The organism is Absicoccus intestinalis (assembly GCF_033971885.1).
Classification (GTDB): domain Bacteria; phylum Bacillota_I; class Bacilli_A; order Erysipelotrichales; family Erysipelotrichaceae; genus Absicoccus; species Absicoccus intestinalis.
Genome location: NZ_JALBUS010000003.1, coordinates 147,384 through 164,724, shown reverse-complemented (window position 1 = coordinate 164,724; position 17,341 = coordinate 147,384). Strand labels below are relative to the sequence as shown.

At 38.1% G+C, this 17,341-nt stretch carries 20 protein-coding genes; 19 read left to right on the top strand and 1 reads right to left on the bottom strand.

Annotated features, from left to right (window positions below; all coding sequences use genetic code 11):
* The first annotated feature begins 11 nt into the window (after nucleotides 1-11).
* The 4 genes from greA to holA are packed head-to-tail and all read left to right on the top strand — an operon-like array spanning nucleotide 12 to nucleotide 3,840.
* Nucleotides 12-491: a transcription elongation factor GreA gene (gene greA, locus MOZ64_RS03045; RefSeq protein WP_320325141.1), complete on the top strand. Its 480-nt coding sequence runs from the start codon at nucleotides 12-14 to the stop codon at nucleotides 489-491.
* A 48-nt stretch (nucleotides 492-539) separates the two neighbouring features.
* Nucleotides 540-1,022, top strand: coding sequence for a ComEA family DNA-binding protein (locus MOZ64_RS03040; protein WP_320325140.1), 483 nt, complete (start codon nucleotides 540-542; stop codon nucleotides 1,020-1,022).
* Nucleotides 1,019-2,905 (top strand): ComEC/Rec2 family competence protein, encoded by a 1,887-nt coding sequence (locus MOZ64_RS03035; protein WP_320325139.1) that lies wholly within the window; start codon nucleotides 1,019-1,021, stop codon nucleotides 2,903-2,905. Before MOZ64_RS03040 ends, MOZ64_RS03035 begins: the two co-directional genes overlap by 4 nt.
* On the top strand, nucleotides 2,902-3,840 hold the full coding sequence (gene holA / locus MOZ64_RS03030) for a DNA polymerase III subunit delta (RefSeq protein ID WP_320325138.1): 939 nt from the start codon (nucleotides 2,902-2,904) through the stop codon (nucleotides 3,838-3,840). The genes MOZ64_RS03035 and holA overlap by 4 nt, the downstream gene beginning before the upstream one ends.
* A 30-nt stretch (nucleotides 3,841-3,870) precedes the next feature.
* Here the strand turns inward: holA and rpsT are convergent, their stop codons facing one another.
* A complete protein-coding gene (rpsT, locus tag MOZ64_RS03025) occupies nucleotides 3,871-4,134 on the bottom strand; it encodes a 30S ribosomal protein S20 (protein WP_320325137.1) in 264 nt (87 codons plus the stop codon).
* A gap of 113 nt (nucleotides 4,135-4,247) precedes the next feature.
* On the opposite strand from rpsT, the gene fmt reads away from it, so the two are divergent.
* The 15 genes from fmt (at nucleotide 4,248) to MOZ64_RS02950 (ending at nucleotide 17,341) form a co-directional block, all read left to right on the top strand.
* Nucleotides 4,248-5,180, top strand: coding sequence for a methionyl-tRNA formyltransferase (gene fmt / locus MOZ64_RS03020; protein ID WP_320325136.1), 933 nt, complete (start codon nucleotides 4,248-4,250; stop codon nucleotides 5,178-5,180).
* A gap of 10 nt (nucleotides 5,181-5,190) precedes the next feature.
* Nucleotides 5,191-6,993 carry a translation elongation factor 4 gene (lepA, locus tag MOZ64_RS03015; RefSeq protein WP_320325135.1) on the top strand — a complete coding sequence of 601 codons (1,803 nt, stop codon included), beginning with the start codon at nucleotides 5,191-5,193 and terminating at the stop codon, nucleotides 6,991-6,993.
* Complete coding sequence (hemW, locus tag MOZ64_RS03010; protein WP_320325134.1) at nucleotides 6,993-8,066, top strand: radical SAM family heme chaperone HemW; 1,074 nt, start codon at nucleotides 6,993-6,995, stop codon at nucleotides 8,064-8,066. The genes lepA and hemW overlap by 1 nt, the downstream gene beginning before the upstream one ends.
* An 82-nt stretch (nucleotides 8,067-8,148) precedes the next feature.
* Complete coding sequence (gene rpsO / locus MOZ64_RS03005; RefSeq protein WP_128519916.1) at nucleotides 8,149-8,415, top strand: 30S ribosomal protein S15; 267 nt, start codon at nucleotides 8,149-8,151, stop codon at nucleotides 8,413-8,415.
* An 83-nt stretch (nucleotides 8,416-8,498) separates the two neighbouring features.
* Nucleotides 8,499-10,646 carry a polyribonucleotide nucleotidyltransferase gene (pnp, locus tag MOZ64_RS03000; protein ID WP_320325133.1) on the top strand — a complete coding sequence of 716 codons (2,148 nt, stop codon included), beginning with the start codon at nucleotides 8,499-8,501 and terminating at the stop codon, nucleotides 10,644-10,646.
* Nucleotides 10,647-10,746: 100 nt separating this feature from the next.
* On the top strand, nucleotides 10,747-11,379 hold the full coding sequence (trmB, locus tag MOZ64_RS02995; protein WP_320325132.1) for a tRNA (guanosine(46)-N7)-methyltransferase TrmB: 633 nt from the start codon (nucleotides 10,747-10,749) through the stop codon (nucleotides 11,377-11,379).
* 4 nt (nucleotides 11,380-11,383) lie between these two features.
* The gene (locus tag MOZ64_RS02990; RefSeq protein ID WP_320325131.1) at nucleotides 11,384-11,728 is read left to right on the top strand and encodes a thioredoxin family protein; all 345 of its coding nucleotides are present in this window, start codon (nucleotides 11,384-11,386) and stop codon (nucleotides 11,726-11,728) included.
* Nucleotides 11,715-12,377 carry a hypothetical protein gene (locus MOZ64_RS02985; RefSeq protein ID WP_320325130.1) on the top strand — a complete coding sequence of 221 codons (663 nt, stop codon included), beginning with the start codon at nucleotides 11,715-11,717 and terminating at the stop codon, nucleotides 12,375-12,377. The genes MOZ64_RS02990 and MOZ64_RS02985 overlap by 14 nt, the downstream gene beginning before the upstream one ends.
* Nucleotides 12,378-12,388: 11 nt before the next feature.
* On the top strand, nucleotides 12,389-13,705 hold the full coding sequence (locus MOZ64_RS02980; protein WP_320325129.1) for a UDP-N-acetylmuramate--L-alanine ligase: 1,317 nt from the start codon (nucleotides 12,389-12,391) through the stop codon (nucleotides 13,703-13,705).
* 112 nt (nucleotides 13,706-13,817) lie between these two features.
* Nucleotides 13,818-14,264 carry a DUF948 domain-containing protein gene (locus tag MOZ64_RS02975; protein ID WP_320325128.1) on the top strand — a complete coding sequence of 149 codons (447 nt, stop codon included), beginning with the start codon at nucleotides 13,818-13,820 and terminating at the stop codon, nucleotides 14,262-14,264.
* Entirely contained in the window at nucleotides 14,261-14,812 is a 552-nt protein-coding gene (locus MOZ64_RS02970) for a hypothetical protein (protein WP_320325127.1), read from the top strand. Before MOZ64_RS02975 ends, MOZ64_RS02970 begins: the two co-directional genes overlap by 4 nt.
* Complete coding sequence (locus MOZ64_RS02965) at nucleotides 14,809-15,822, top strand: LacI family DNA-binding transcriptional regulator (RefSeq protein WP_320325126.1); 1,014 nt, start codon at nucleotides 14,809-14,811, stop codon at nucleotides 15,820-15,822. Before MOZ64_RS02970 ends, MOZ64_RS02965 begins: the two co-directional genes overlap by 4 nt.
* 119 nt (nucleotides 15,823-15,941) lie before the next feature.
* Nucleotides 15,942-16,499, top strand: a complete 558-nt coding sequence (locus MOZ64_RS02960) for a DUF3793 family protein (protein WP_320325125.1) — start codon at nucleotides 15,942-15,944, stop codon at nucleotides 16,497-16,499.
* 2 nt (nucleotides 16,500-16,501) lie between these two features.
* The gene (locus MOZ64_RS02955; RefSeq protein WP_320325124.1) at nucleotides 16,502-16,663 is read left to right on the top strand and encodes a hypothetical protein; all 162 of its coding nucleotides are present in this window, start codon (nucleotides 16,502-16,504) and stop codon (nucleotides 16,661-16,663) included.
* A gap of 51 nt (nucleotides 16,664-16,714) precedes the next feature.
* Nucleotides 16,715-17,341 (top strand): ABC transporter ATP-binding protein, encoded by a 627-nt coding sequence (locus MOZ64_RS02950; RefSeq protein WP_320325123.1) that lies wholly within the window; start codon nucleotides 16,715-16,717, stop codon nucleotides 17,339-17,341.

Genomic DNA, 17,341 nt, shown 5'->3' with positions numbered 1-17,341 from the left:
GGAGTGGAAACATGGCAGAAGAAAAAAATTATGTAACGCAAGAAGGTTATAATGCTTTAGTTGCAGAACAAAATAATTTAATTCATAATGTACGAAATGAAGTCATTGTCGAGTTACAAGAAGCTCGTGCTCAAGGTGACTTGTCCGAAAATGCGGATTATGATGCAGCTCGTGATCATCAAGCTCGTGTCGAAGCACGAATTCAAGAATTAGAAGCAATGATCAAAAATGCGGTCATTGTCAATGATGTAGAAAAAGAATCTGGGGAGAAAAAAGTAAAATTTGGATCCACTGTTAAGATCTTAGATTTATCGGATAATACGGAAATGGAATTCCAAATTGTTGGTAGTCAAGAAGCCGATCCGCTAAAAGGCAAACTTTCGAATGCAACACCGCTTGGTGAAACGTTAATTGGTTCCAAAGTTGGTCAAACCGTAACCGTTCATCATGTGGAAGAACCCTATGATGTAAAGATCTTAGAAATCAAATAAATTTGGCTATGTTGCCAATGCAAAACGTAATAGAGGAGGGTGATTTATATGAAAAGAACGCTTCTCTTTTTTTGTATCTTTGCATTTTTTGTATTTGCGTATGTAGGCCGTTACCAACCGATTTCCTTAGATTTGGTTTCTCCATCTACCAAAACCGTAGAAATCAAAGGAGAAGTCAAGACACCAGGTGTGTATACCATAAAATGGGATGGTACCATCAAAGATCTGATTGAAGCAGCCGGTGGATTGACCCAACAAGCCGATACTTCATCGCTTGCGATGTTAAAAGAAATGAATCCGAAAGAAGTTATCGTCATTCCCAAAAAATCATCAACGACGCTCAAAAAAGTATCCATTAATTCGGCCACTGAACAAGAACTACAAACTTTACCAGGCATAGGCCCAGCATTGGCCGGACGCATTATCGCCTATCGAAAGACCAAATCTTTTACATCGTTAGAAGAAATGAAAGAAGTAAAAGGAATTGGCGAAAAGATGTATGAAAAGATCAAGGATCGAATTTGTCTATGACAATGGCGTCTTACTTTCTAGCCATTGGCTTTTGGGCATTGATGATCACGCATGATCTTTTTTGCATTGTAACATTAGGCATGTTTTACATGTTTTTTCTATGGATTCGTTTTCATAAGCCAGGTCTGCTTTGTCTTTGGATGGGTCTGATCGTCCTATCCATGTTCTTATGTTATCCTCGTACCCAAGAAGTACATCCGGGTATTTATCGTATTTATCAAATCAAACAAAATTATGTGTTGGCAAAAAATAAAGATACGGCAATCATCGTATATGGCATCAAAGATCCAAATTTCTATGATTGTTACTATGTTTCACAAATTGAACCCATTGATCATTTAAAAAACATCCATCAGTTTTCTTTCTCGGATTACATGGCCAAACAAAATATCTATTATTGTGGTCGTTCCCATGCGAAACAATTCATATCGAGTTCTCACTCTCTTAAAAGTCAGCTATACAGTCGTTGGAAAGAAAATAAGGTCATTCAAGCCAATTTCTATGGAATTTATCAAGAAGAAACACCTTCCATCTTAACAAGACTCGGATTGCCAATCATTGGTATATTCTATATCTTTCAGCGAAGACTACAACGATATATTTCCAAAGAAAAAGTACAAATTATTTTGCTGATTCTCATGATTGGGTATGGTTATCTCTTTGTATTTACCATCTCTTTTGTTCGATTCTTCCTCTTGTCCTTTTACACAAGCTTCTTGAAAAAGCGGGATATTGCACTATCAGCTTCAATCATTACCTTTTTATGTTTTTTTCCAAAACATGCTACCGATTTTGTTTTCGTGTTTCCCATTCTTTATCGATTGATTCCATATACAAACAAACGAAAACAATATCGTGCTTTCCTTCTGGCAATCAGTCAATTGATTTATTTTCATGAGCTCAATATTCCATTGCTTCTTTGTTTTTCCTGGATACGTACCATTCACAGCTATATCGTATTATGTTCTTTGCTTCCATTGGGACAATCACTTACGAATGTATGGTACGATTGGATCCAAAAATTTCCGTTATCGCATTTTCATTATGTTCCAGGCCTTCTTTTTTATCTTCTTGTGATTGGTTTTGTGCTGTACCCGGAAAAACGCAAAATAGCATGTATTGGTTTATGTATATTGCCATGGCTGCAACCCTATATGGATCCTTTTTTTCATGTATATATGATCGATATTGGTCAAGGAGATTGTACTTTGATCTTGGAACCCTTTCATCAAAGTGCCATTATGATCGATTGTGGACAAAGCTTTTATCGAGATAATGTGAAAGATATTATTGTACCCGTTCTAAAGGATTTGCAAGTTAAACGCTTAGATGCTTTAATTGTGACCCATTCGGATTTTGATCATGATGGCGGCGTGACAGAACTTGAAAAAATGATTCCTATCCAACAAGTGATTCGTTCGCGATATGAAAAGCCAAAGGTGAAATATCCTTTTTTCTCTCTGCTGCCAAAAAGAGAAACGTCAGATACCAATGATGAAAGTATTGTTTCTTATTTTTCGTATGATGATTTTCATTATTTATGGATGGGAGATGCCAGTGTACAGGTGGAACAAGAATTGATCCAACAATATAAATTGTCTGTCGATATCTTAAAACTAGGACATCACGGGTCCAGTACATCAAGTAGTATGGCTTTTTTAGATCAAACTCGACCCAAAGTGGGTCTGGTTTCGGTAGGGAAAAAGAACAATTATGGTCATCCATCCAGCACAGTCATCGCGAATTGTCATACGTTGGGTATTCACCTTTTTGAAACCCGGAAAGAAGGAATGATCCATCTTTTCAGTTTTAAAGGGATATTATGTATTGAAACCGCATCGCATTTGATTGGCATCGTCAAGACAAGTATAATGAAGCCATGAACTATATTTTACATGGAACCGATAGGAGTCGGATGGAACAACGGATCGAAGCAATCAAACACAAACACGATATTCAACAAACTATTGATTTTGATTGTCTGCAAACCGAACAAACAACGATTCTTCAGGAAATGGATAGCTTGTCGATTTTTGATGACAAAAAGATGATCATATTGCATCATTGTACTTTTTTGGCAATGAAAGATAGCACAAAATATGATTTGGAAGCCTTTATAAAAAGAACCGATCCATCGGATCAATTGATCATGATTTTTTGTGCAGATTGTGAAAAGTTGTATGAACGACGCAAAACGGTCAAACAATTAGCTAGTATGTCAACCGTGTATGCATGCATGCCATTGGATGATCAATCACGACGATCTTTTGTGATGGAAAAAGCAAAAGAGAAAGGAATGCAGATAGATCGGCAAACCATCGATTGGATCTGTTCACGAATTGGTTATGATTCGTTGCATATTGAAAATGAAATGGAAAAGTTAAGTCTGTATTCGCAAAAGCCAACCATTGCTGATTGTCAACAATTGATCACACCAGAACCAACGGATAATGTTTTTAAAATGGTGGATGCATTATTTTCTCGAAATGCGCTATTGCTTCTATCTTATTATCGTAATTTTCGTCAACAGAACATGGAGCCTGTGGCGATCGTGGCTTTGCTCGCAAGTCAGATACGTTTCTTATTTCAAGTGCATGTATATGTAGAACAAGGTATGTCGCAGGCCGAAATCGCCAAGATCTTACATGCCCATCCATATCGAGTAAAGATCAATGCACAGCGGGCACAAAATTTCACATCGCAAGAATTGTTGGATCAATTGGTTTCATTGGCTACATTTGATCAAGAAATGAAAAGGGGACAAATTGATAAAGATGAAGGCTTTGAACAATTTGTATTAAAAATGTTAGATGCATAAAAAAAGCACCCGTGTGGTGCTTTTTAAAAACTATTGAATCGAATTGATTGCTTTAGCCAAACGTGATTTTTGACGTGAAGCATAGTTTTTGTGATGTACCCCTTTGGCTACAGCACTATCTAATTTTGAGCAGCATTCGCTATAAGCAGCAATCGCAGCTTCTTTATCTTGAGCATCAACAGCAGTTAATACTTTTTTGATGCTTGTTTTCAATGCTGATTTTCTGGTTACCATCAACTTATGCGCTTTGTTGTTGGTTTTTACACGTTTTTTCTTTGATTGAATCTGTGGCATGGACTGCACCTCCTGACATAAATCGCAAAAGGATTATAGCAAATTCTCTTCTTCTTTGCAACACAAGAGTGCAAAAATAAGGTATAATAGGCAAGTTGAAAGGAGCATGCTCGATGTCAGAAAATCAAGTATTATTTATGGGTACACCGCAAATTGCTGCCGATGTTCTACAAGCTATGTTCGATGCGAATATCAAAGTATCCATGGTCATTACCCAGCCCGATAAACGTGTAGGACGGAAACACGTACTCCAATATTCTCCTGTAAAGGAATTCGCTTTAAAATATCAGATTCCTTGTTTTCAACCCTATAAAATAAAAGAAGACTATCAACCTATTTTAGATCAACGACCCGATCTGATCGTTACATGTGCGTATGGACAGATCGTACCGAATGAAGTGTTGATGGCACCTACGTATGGATGCGTCAATCTACATGGTTCATTATTGCCAAAATATCGTGGTGGTGCACCTATTCAAAGAGCCATTTGGGATGGACAAACAATGAGTGGCATGTCATTGATGAAAATGGTTTCTGGTTTAGATGCTGGTCCCGTCTTAGATACTCAAATCGTGAAAATTTCACCGATGGATACATCGACTACCGTTTTTGAAAAAATGGGAAAAGCAGCCGGTCAGTTATTGATCAAAGACTTTGATCTCATTTGTTCGGATCAGGCAAAATATATCGATCAAGATGAAAGCTTGGTCAGTTATGCACCTGTCATTTCTAAAGCCGAAGAACATATTGATCTCAATCAAGAAGATCAACGAATCATCAATCAAATTCGGGCATTGTCGGATCATCCCGGAGCCTACATATATATAGGTAAGAAAAAGCTAAAGGTATTTCAACCATCGTATCAAGTGGGTCATACCCAACCTTTGGGAACGATTCTTGGTTTGCAAGAAGACCAATATGCGATTGCTTTACATGAAGGAATCTTGTTATGTGGTGCTTGCCAAATGGAAGGGAAACCACTCATGAAGGCCAAAGACTTTTATAATGGTCAAGGACGTAATTTCGTTGGCAAAATAGTGGAATAGGAGAGTAGACATGGACCAAAAACATATACGAAATTTTTCAATTATTGCCCATATCGATCATGGAAAATCCACTTTGGCTGATCGTATCTTGGAATTGACACAAACGGTAGAAAAACGAGAAATGAAGGATCAGATCTTGGATTCTATGGATCTGGAACGAGAACGTGGTATCACCATTAAGCTCAATGCGGTTCAGCTTCGTTATCATGCCAAAAATGGCGAAGACTATCTTTTCCATTTGATTGACACACCCGGTCATGTCGATTTTTCCTATGAGGTTTCTCGCTCATTGGCAGCTTGTGACGGAGCCATTTTGGTTGTGGATGCGGCACAAGGCGTTCAAGCACAAACTTTAGCCAATGTCTATCTAGCCTTAGAAAATGATCTGGAAATCATTCCTGTCATCAATAAGATCGATCTTCCTAGTGCACAACCTGAAGTTGTTAAAAAGGAAATTGAAGATCTGATTGGTTTGGATTGCTCGCATGCCGTAGAAATATCAGCGAAAACGGGAAAAAATGTAGATCAAGTCTTAGAGGCAATCGTCCATGATCTACCGGCTCCTAGTGGTGATCCGCAAGCCCCGTTACAAGCCTTGGTCTTTGATTCATTGTATGATTCCTATCGCGGTGTCATTGCGTTTGTTTCCATAAAAAATGGTACGATCAAGCCCCATGACAAGATTCGTTTTATGGCTACAGGAGCAGAATATGAAGTTTTAGAAGTTGGTGTCCATACCCCAAAAGAAGTTACCGAGTCTCAGTTAAATACAGGGGATGTAGGATGGATCTCGGCTGCTATAAAAAATATCGAAGATGTGCGTGTTGGAGATACGATCACCAATGCTTTGCATCCAGCTAATCAGCCACTGCAAGGATATCGTGAAATGAATCCTATGGTATATTGTGGGCTCTATCCAGTAGATAATGCACGATATGATGATCTAAAAGAAGCATTAGAAAAATTAAAACTAAATGATGCCTCGCTCCATTTTGAACCAGAAACATCACAAGCTTTAGGATTTGGCTTTCGCTGCGGTTTTTTAGGCTTGCTGCATATGGATGTGGTCGAAGAACGATTAGAACGCGAATACAATCTGCAATTGATTGCGACCAGTCCTTCAGTTATTTATCATGTTTATAAAACCGATGGTACGATGGAGGCTATTGATAATCCCAGTGCGTTACCACCGATGCAAAAGATCAATCGCATTGAAGAACCCTATGTCAAAGCAGAAATCTTGGTTCCAAATGAATATGTAGGACCCATGATGGAATTGTGTCAGAAAAAACGCGGTGAATATGTCGATTTACAAGTGTTAGATGACATTCGCATGCAGTTGGTTTATGAATTACCATTGAGCGAAATCATTTTTGATTTTTTTGACAAGATGAAAAGTGCAACCAAAGGATATGCCTCTTTGGATTATGAATTAATTGGCTATCGACCATCCCAGTTGGTAAAGATGGACATCTTATTAAATGGACAAGTTGTCGATGCCTTATCGACCATCGTCTATAAAGATTTTGCGTTTAATCGCGGCAATGCGATGGCGATAAAATTGAAAGAACTCATTCCTCGTCAACAATTTGAAATTCCTGTACAAGCAGCCATTGGTGGCAAAGTGATTGCCCGTACCAATATCAAAGCTTTACGTAAAAATGTCTTGGCAAAATGTTATGGTGGTGACATTTCACGAAAGAAAAAGCTTTTAGAAAAACAAAAGGAAGGAAAGAAACGAATGAAAATGGTGGGTTCTGTCGAAATTCCTCAAGAAGCTTTCATGGCTGTTCTTTCGATGGATGATGACTGATGCATGTGTATGTGCATATACCGTTTTGTGATTCCATTTGTGCCTATTGTGATTTTTTTCGTTATAAAACCAACACATCGATGCAAAAAAAATGGCTGAATCGACTGTTAGAAGAAATCGACTCACTTTCGTTTTCTTCTATTGAAACATTATATTTCGGTGGTGGAACACCAAGCAGTTTATCGAATTCGATGTTAGAACCCATTGTGAAACGTTTTCAGCCATATCTTGCCCAAAACTATGAATGGACCATTGAATGCAATCCAGAAACATTAACGCAACAAAAAATTCAGATGTATGCCCAATGGGGAATCAATCGCATTAGTTTAGGTGTCCAATCTTTTCAACCATCGATACTTGATACATTAGGAAGAAAGCACACACCGGAAGATATTTTTCAGTGCATCCAATATTGTCGAGATCATGGAATTCAAAATATTTCCATTGATTTAATGTATGGCTTGCCGAAACAAACAATGGCCGATCTTCAAAAAGATCTGGATACTTTTTTAAGATTGGATCTTCCTCATTTATCCATCTATTCTTTACAGATCGAACCCCATTCCATCTTTGGCAAACAAGGCATTGCCCCTTGTGATCCGGATTTGGAAGCCGACATGTATGAAAAAATTCGACAAGAATTAACAAATGCAGGATATGAGCAATATGAAATTAGTTCCTATTGTAAAAATGGGATGTATTCGCGACATAACTTATGTTACTGGGACGATTCGGATTTTGTGGGCATCGGATGTGGCGCTTCTGGAAGGATCCACGGGAAACGATACGATCACAATTCGTCATTGCAGGACTATATCCAACATGGATCGATTCGCGAATATGTAGAGTCCGACCCTCCTTTTGAAGCCATCATGATGAGTTTACGGACATCTTTTGGCTTGAATGTGCAAGCTTGGAATCAAAAATATCATCGGGATTTTGAAAAAGAATATCAACCAGTATTGAAGAAATATGCAAATGATTTGAAGATTCAGAATGGTCGATGTGTTTGTACGCCTGCGGGTCTAGAAATCTTAAATACGATCTTAGTTGATTTTTTGGAAGATTCATGATACCATATTTTCGCTTTTGTACTAGGAACAGGGAACATCCAACCCTTTGCTTGGTAGAAAAGGACAGTAAGAGGAGGATATTATGTTACTGAAATCTGAAAAAGATGCAATTATCAAAAAGTATGCGATTCATGAAGGAGATACAGGTTCTCCAGAAGTTCAAGTGGCCATCTTGACCGCTGAAATCAACCGTTTAACAGAACATTTCAAAGAACACAAACATGATTATCATTCACAACGTGGTTTGATGAAAAAGGTTGGACGTCGTAAGAATTTGTTAGCTTACTTACAACGTAAGGACTTAGATCGTTATAAAAAACTTATTGCTGAATTAGGATTGAGAAAGTAATCGCTTGTCGATTACTTTTTTTCTATCTTTTTTTAGATTTCTATGTTACGATTCATAAGGTTAAATGAGGTGAAAATAAAAATATGGCGAAACAAGAGTTTCATTTTGAATTCTGTGGTCGGGGGATCACAGTAGAAACAGGGGAAATCGCAAAACAAGCCGATGGAGCAGTCATCGTTCGTTATGGAGATACAGTCACATTGTCAACCGCTTGTGCGAGTCATCAAGCCAAAGAAGGTATTGATTTTTTCCCGCTTACAGTAAGTTTTGAAGAAAAATTGTATTCGGTTGGAAGAATTCCAGGCGGATTTTTACGAAGAGAAGGACGTCCAAGTGAACATGCCACTTTAACAGCACGTATGATCGACCGTCCGATTCGTCCTTTATTTGCAGAAGGTTTCCGTAATGAAGTGCAAGTTGTCAATACAGTATTGAGCGTCGATCCCGATTATCCAAGTGAAATGGCAGCAATGTTTGGTGCTAGTTTGGCTTTGTGTATTTCGGATATTCCATTTAATGGTCCTATTGCCGGTGTGCACGTCGGTCGTGTCGATGGCGAGTTTATTGCCAATCCAACGGTAGCTCAACAAGAACAAAGTGATATTGATCTAACGGTTGCTGGTACGGCCAAGGCCTTAAACATGGTAGAAGCTGGTGCCAAAGAAGTCAGTGAAGAAGATATGTTGGCAGCCTTGATGTTTGGACATGAACAAGTAAAGAAATTATGCGCTTTTGAAGAAGAAATCATTCAAGCTTGTGGCAAACCAAAACGGGAAATTGATTTGTACACTGTCGATCCAGAAGTCGATGCAGCCGTACGCGAAGGCTATGAAGCCAAGATTCGTGAAGCTGTATCCATTAAAGAAAAATTGGATCGTTACAATAAAATTGATGAATTGACCGATGAGGCAGCAGCGATGATCGAAGCGAAAGAATATGCTTCAGAAAAAGAACAAGCCAATGCGATCAAACAAGCACGTGAAATTTGTCATGGTATTGAAGCCGATGAAGTCCGTCGTTTGATCATTGAAGACAAAGTTCGTCCCGATGGACGTAAAATTGATGAAATTCGTCCATTGAATTCACAAGTGGATTTGTTGCCTCGTGTCCATGGTTCGGCATTGTTTACACGTGGTGAGACACAAGTGTTATCCACTACAACATTGGGTGCATTGAATGAAAATCAGATCATTGATGACCTAACGACCAATGAATCCAAACGATTCATGCATCAATATAATTTCCCTCCTTATTGTGTAGGTGAGACTGGTCGTATGGGCAGTCCAGGACGACGTGAAATTGGACACGGTGCTTTGGGTGAACGTGCTTTAAAACAAGTATTACCATCGGAAGAAGAATTCCCATATACCATTCGTACAGTTGCTGATGTCATGGAGAGTAATGGATCTTCCTCACAAGCAAGTATTTGTGCGGGCACGATGTCATTGATGGCAGCTGGTGTTCCAATCAAAGCCCCTGTTGCTGGGATTGCGATGGGATTGATCATGAATGATGAAACCGGAAAATACACGGTATTGACAGATATCCAAGGAATGGAAGATCATTTTGGTGATATGGACTTTAAAGTTGCTGGAACCAAAAATGGCATTACAGCTTTACAAATGGATATTAAAACAACAGGAATCACTCGAGATATTTTTGAGGAAGCATTAGCACAGGCTCATAAAGCGCGTTTAGAAATTCTCGATAACATGTTGGCAGCTATTCCAGAGCCTCGCAAGGAATTAAGTCCGTATGCACCAAAAATGGGCACAATGAAGATTGATCCAGAAAAGATCAAAGATGTGATTGGTCCAGGCGGAAAGATGATCAATGAAATCATTGAAAAATGCGACAATGTCAAGATCGATATCGATGATGATGGTCATGTGGTGATTTATCATATGGATCAAGCCGCTATCGATAAAGCCAAAGAATTGATCAATAACATTGTACGTGTTGCGAAAGTTGGCGATGTCTATACGGCTAAGGTTGTTCGTATTGAAAAATTTGGTGCCTTTGTCAATTTATTTGGCAATACAGATGGACTTCTTCATATTTCCAAGATCAGCCATCATCATATTGATAAGGTAGAAGATGTATTGAAGATTGGGGATACCATTGATGTCAAAGTTACCGAAATTGATCGCAAAGGTCGAATCAATGTAAGTGCAAAGGCATTATTGCCAAAACCTAAAACGGAAGATCAACCAAAGAAAGAAGAAGCATAAGACTTGTTGAAAGATACAAGTCTTTTTTTGTGAAGTGATTCAGTTTGTTTTCCAAGTTAGTTATGGTAAAATAAGCGTCGTGTATAAGGAGGAACTCATCATGCGAATGCGAAAGATCCCATGGGCCGTTGAATATTTAGAGCAGGCGAAATGCCGTATCAAAGAACCGGAACAATACATGGGGAAATGGAAGCAATTCTTAGATACGGAAGTTCTTCATGTGGAAATTGGTTGTGGTAAAGGCAATTATTCATTAGGTATGTCAAAGCTCTATCCGCGAGAAGGTTTTGTAGCTATTGAAAAAAATGATAGTGCAGCCGGTGTTGCAGCCAAAAAATATGATACAGATACCGAAAAAGGCAAGTTGTGTTTGATTCGTGGAGATGCACAAACATTGAATGAATGGTTCGGAAAGCAGGAAATCGATGTCATTCATTTGAATTTTTCGGATCCATGGCCAAAGAAACGCTATGCGAAACGGCGATTATCAAATACGCGTTTTTTAGAACAATACAAAGAAGTATTGGCAAAGGATGGACAAATCCAAATGAAAACGGATAATGCGAAATTGTTTGAATATTCTTTGATTGAATTTCAAAACGCGGGATTTCAGATGTTCGAAGTGAATGTGGATTATCGAAAAGAACCACATCCAGAAGATGTCGAAACGGAATACGAAGAAAAATTTGTCGCAAAAGGGCAACCAATTTATCGTTGTGTTTGGAAACGGTGATATAATGAAGCCGATACATACAAATGAAGCTTATGTGAAAACCATGCTGCAAGATTCGATTTCGGTTTTTTTGTTCACAGGCATGGGATGTTCGGATTGTGTGGGAATGGACAGGGTCATCGAACATATCCAACCCAAATTTACCGATGTATCCTTTTATCAAGTACAACGAGATGAATTGTTGGATCTTTGTAAAGACCTTGGAATACAAAGCGTACCAAGCTTTATTGCCTATCGAGATGGTCATGAAATCAGTCGGTTTGTGACACCCTTTCGAAAAACCGAACAAGAAGTGATGGATTATGTAGCGATGACGGTGGAAAAGGAGTATGGAAATGCCAAAATTTAAGAATTTAATGAAATCTATTTTTGATGAAGATATCGATGACGAACAAGAAGAAATCGAAGAAGAAGTAAAGGAAGAACCAAAAAAAGCAGCGGAACCTAGTCCACAACCAACCGTGGTGGAACCCGAAAAACCACAACCTGTACAACAACCGGATCCTGTTTCGTTAGCCGATGTTGTTTTAGATCCTGTACCAGAAAAGAAAGCTACGCAGTTTGGCGCTTTAGATATTCAAAAAGTGCAAAAAAAAGACACGAGTCCGACTTATAAGAAACCGTATCATTTTGATCGTAGTAAATTAAATCAAGATGCCAAACCTGTACGTAAAAAACAACAAGAATATAATTATCAAAGTATCATGAGTCCCATCTTTGGGAATACGGCGGATGATAAAAAAGAGTATGATAAGATCCATAATGCAGTGGAATTAGAAAAACCTGTTGTCTCTTCTTCTTTTGAACAAGTTATTTCACCAATGTTTGGTCAAGACATTCCAAGCTATCGAAAAGAAAACGAAATTCCTCGTAAGGACCCAGATACGGTGGGTCAAAAAGCAAAAGATGAAACCGAAGCCATTGCGTTAGATGACATCTTAGAAAAGAACGAAGAAGAAAAGCCAAAACAAGAGAAGTTATTTGCTTCTAAAAACTAAGGGGTGAAACTATGGCATATCATTTTGTAGGAATCAAAGGAACAGGAATGGCCGCTTTGGCCTGTATTTTACATGACGAAGGCTATCCAGTGACTGGTTCCGATATCGACAAATATATTTTTACGCAAGATGGATTAACAGAACGAAACATTCCGTTTGGCTCCTTCGATGCCAAGAACATTCATGATGGGGATATCGTCATCATGGGTGGTGCATTTGATGAAAGCAATCCAGAAATTAAGGCAGCACAAGAAAACCCAAATGTACAAGCTTATTGGTACTTTGATTTTCTTGGTGAATTTGCGAAAAATTATGAATCCATTAGCGTAGCAGGAACTCATGGAAAAAGCACAACGACAGGACTTTTAGGATGGATCCTTCCTCGTTATGCGAAAACAGGTTACTTGATTGGGGATGGACATGGCCATATGCCTAAGGGCAGCGAATATTTTGTGTTTGAATCTTGTGAATTTAAACGACATTTTTTGTGCTATCATCCCGATTATGCATTGATTACCAATGTGGAATTGGATCATATCGATTACTATAAAGATATGGATGATTATGTATCCGCCTTTCAACAATTTGCCGATCAAGTCCAGAAGAAGATCGTTTATTTTGGAGATGATCCCTGGCTACCTACATTAAAATATCATGTGCCTACGGTTACTTATGGTCTCAAGGATGGCAATGATTATCAAGCTATTCATATTGAACAAGGACCATTTGGTATGCATTTTGATGTAAAACACGAAGGAAAAGAAATCGCACATATTTCTTTGCACGAGACTTCATCTACGTTCTTGCAAGATGCTTTGGGATGTTTTGCGCTGGCCCATAGTTTAGGCATGAAAGTGGAAGATATCGTTGATGGTTTGGAGACGTTTAAAGGCATTGCTCGAAGAAGTGTAGTCGAAGAAGTTAAGGATTCTGTCTTGGTTGATGATTATGCACATCATCCGACGGCGATTCGTTATATGATCGATGCTGCTCGTAAAAAGTATCCCGGTAAGAAGGTCATCGCTTTGTACAAACCGGATCGTTATAGTCGTCTACAATATTTTCTACAAGGATTTGCGGATAGTCTAAATATGGCGGATGAAGTTGTATTGTGTGATTTTCCCAAAAATGCCGTTCGTGAAACGCCGGATATTACAGTAACGATTCAAGATCTATTGGCATTGTGTCCTAAGGGACGGTTGTTGGATGTCGATGAACCATCGGCGGCAATATTAGAAACCATGGGGCCTGCTGTTTACCTATTTATGTCAAGTAAAGATATCTATTTATTAAAAGATATGTTAAAGAAGCGGTTAGAAGAGGACTAGTTCCTCTTTTTTTTAGGTTCGTAAGAGCTTTCAAAATCATGAAAAAATTTTCATTTACGGTGGATAGAGCTAAAATAAAGTGTTATAATGCACTCGAGGTGATGATGTGACAATGGATCAATTATTAGGAGCAATTGCTCAATTATTTCGATATCTTTTACCCGTTGCTGGCGTTGTTGCTCTAGTGTATTTAGCCTTTTTATTTAAAAAGATCATTGAAACGCTTAAAGAATTTGATAAAACATTGGCTATCGTCAATGAGCAGGTGCGTAAATTAGATACGCCACTGGAAACCATTGAGAATGTGTCAAAGAGTGTGGATGATGTCAATACAAAAGCACGTGAAGTCGTCGTCGAGACAGCCAGATCATTGGATAAAGGATCAAAACAAGTGAAGGAATGGTTGGCTGATAAAAAAGCCGATGGTAGCATCAAAGAAAATGTAGACAAAGTAAAATCGGTTGCCAATGATGTAAAGGATACAGTTGTTGATAAGGTCAACGAAAAAAGAGAAGAGCACCGAGAATTTCCGGTAAATCATAGTCAGGAGGAAGAATGATGGCTGAAGAAAAGAAAAATGTAGTCGATGAGCTTGAAGAAAAATCATTGGAAGAATTGGATTCTTTTCGTGAAGAAGATAATAAAGAAAATGAACAGGTCGTTGATGAAGGAAAGAAACAAATCAAAGATGTTTTTGATGATTTGCGACAAGTTTTAAAAGAAAATTCCGATCCAGAGAAGATCAAAGAAAATCTTACGAATGCGAAAGATAACGTATTAAATATCATTGATACGACACGCCAGAAAGCTGTGGATGTATCGAATAGCGATAATTTTAAACAAACCATTGATGCCAGCAAAGATTTAATCGAAGGGGCAACCGGATTGATCGTCGATGGTTTTAAATCAACGACAGAAATTCTCATGTCCAATGATAAAATTGCTGATTTGGTCGATAAGGCAGATAAACGATTGGATATTGTTCGAGAAAGTGAAGGATTGAAGAAAGGTGTAGATGCTGCCGAAGAATTAACGGATAAGTTCAACAAAGCCGTTTTTGGTGGCATTCAGAAATTTTTTGATAAGAAAGACGAAGGTAGCGAATGAAAAGAATAACGATATACGATGTCGCAAAAGAGGCGGATGTATCTTTGGCTACGGTTTCACGTGTGATCAACGACAGCAATGTCGTTCGTGAAGATACACGGATCCGAGTACAAAAAGCCATTGAGAAATTAGGCTATAAACCCAATGCGATTGCACAAGGACTGGCTTTATCCAAAACAACGACCGTATCCATCGTTATGGGCGAAAAAATGTTTCCATATCATGCAAAGATCCTAAATGGGTTGATGGATGTGGCAAAGATCTATAATTACAATATTATGTTTCATACAACATCCAAGGGAATTTCCAGGATGCAAGATGTCATCGAATCCATCATTAAGTCCAGAGTGGATGGTGTCATCTTATTTAATGATAATTTTTCTGAAGATGAATTAGAAGTTTTAAATGAATATCAAATTCCAATGGTCATTGTTGGTAGTAAGATTCCAGAAACCAATATTGCCAATGTGGGAAATGTATATTTAGATTTTGAGCAAATGGCCTATGATCTAGTTAATGCTTGTTTCGATAAAGGCGTTGAAGATATTGCTTTGGTGGAAGACAAATTGAATCTTTCCATGATGGAGCAATTGAAGAATGGTATTGATAAAGCCTTTGAAGAAAAAGGGAAGAAATTTGAAAAATATATTTCTTATGATGATTCTTATAAATCTTCTTATGTTTTCTTAACGGAACATTTTAAAAAGATGAAACCAAGTCAAATGGTCATCACATTGCGTGATTCGCAGGCGATTGCTGTATTAAATGCATCCATAGAAGCCGGCTATAAAGTACCGGATGACTATGAATTGATTTGTATTCTCAACAATAAATATCTGAATATGGTTCGTCCACATATTTCATCTTACAACATTCCTGAATACGATATGGGAGCGGTTGCTATGCGATTGTTGACGAAGATGTTGGTAGAGGATAAAGATAAGCGACAACCATTAAATAAACAAATCGAAATGACCTATAGCTTCTTAAAACGAGCATCAGTAAAATAGTCGAATCTAACAGCGATTCGGCTTTTTTATGTAGGAGGAAAATGAACATTCCGGTTTTGACTCTAAAGTTAGTCTATGCTAACATATAAATAGTTAGATAAAGCTAACAGGAGAAAAACATGTCGGAAATGGATATCATGCATCAAGCAGCACCTACACTTGCAGGAATCAAAGCAGGAAGTTTGTTTAATTGTCCTTATCATGACCATCAATCGTTGGTAGAAGAATGTGTGCGAATCAATCGGATCTTAGTACCAAAAGGAATTCGTCTAATTCCCATCCGGATCATGAATGATCGCGTACTTGTTTATATCTATCGTTCAAAAGATATTGAAAAGATCTTAACGGATCAAAAAGTGCAATGTTTACTGGAACCCTATGGCTATACCAATACGCATCCCGTTTGTTGTGTTGCCCATTTGATTCACCGTCTTCAACAAGGCGATATATTTCCTCATGAAGTAGGTATCTTTTTAGGCTATTCAATTGAAGATGTCATCGGTTTCATTGAACAAAGGGAATGTAAATGGATTGGTTGTTGGAAAGTATATGGCGATGTAGAAAAGGCAAAACAACGATTTGATCAGATTCATCAATGTACGACATCCTATCGAACGATGGTACAAGAGGGGATTGCGATGTGTGCAGCTATTGTGACGGATGAAAAGAGGTGTTAAAGATGAATCGATTATTGATGGCTACGAACTCTTTTTGGATGGGATTATTGAGTCTATGTATCGTTTTGTTCCTTGTTCATATTTTATTTTTTATTAAGCGTCATATTTTACATTGGAGCAAAAAACAAGAAGGAGAAGCCAATGAACATTTTTTTAAAAGTTAATGATCTGTGTAATATGAATATGGTGATTCTGTACAAAATGTATTAAAAGATGTGAGTTTTTCGTTAAGACAAGGCGAATTTTGTGTATTACTAGGCCCTTCCGGTTCCGGTAAATCGACCCTTCTTAATATCATTGGTGGAATTGATACTGTTGATTGTGGAACCATCCAAATTGGCGATACTGTATTAGAAACGATGGATGACAAGCATTTGACCCAATATCGGAGGAAACATGTTGGTTATGTCTTTCAAATGTATCATTTGATTCCCAATCTAACTGTTACGGAAAATATTGAAACGGGTGCTTACATTGCCGATGATCCATTGGATGTGAATGAATTGATCAAAATTTTGGGATTGTGGGATCATCGCGATAAGTTTCCTAATCAGCTTTCTGGTGGTCAACAACAGCGTGTATCTATTGGTCGAGCCATCGTTAAAAATACCAGTTTGTTATTATGTGATGAACCCACTGGTGCCTTGGATTATCATACCTCAAAAGAAATTCTTACTTTGATTGAAACCATCAATGCACGATATGGGAACACCATATTGATGGTTACTCATAATGAAGCCATTTGTCATATGGCTGATCACATTATTCATTTACACGATGGAACGGTACGAAATGATACGTTCAATCATGAAAAAGTATCCGCAGTGACATTGAAATGGTAG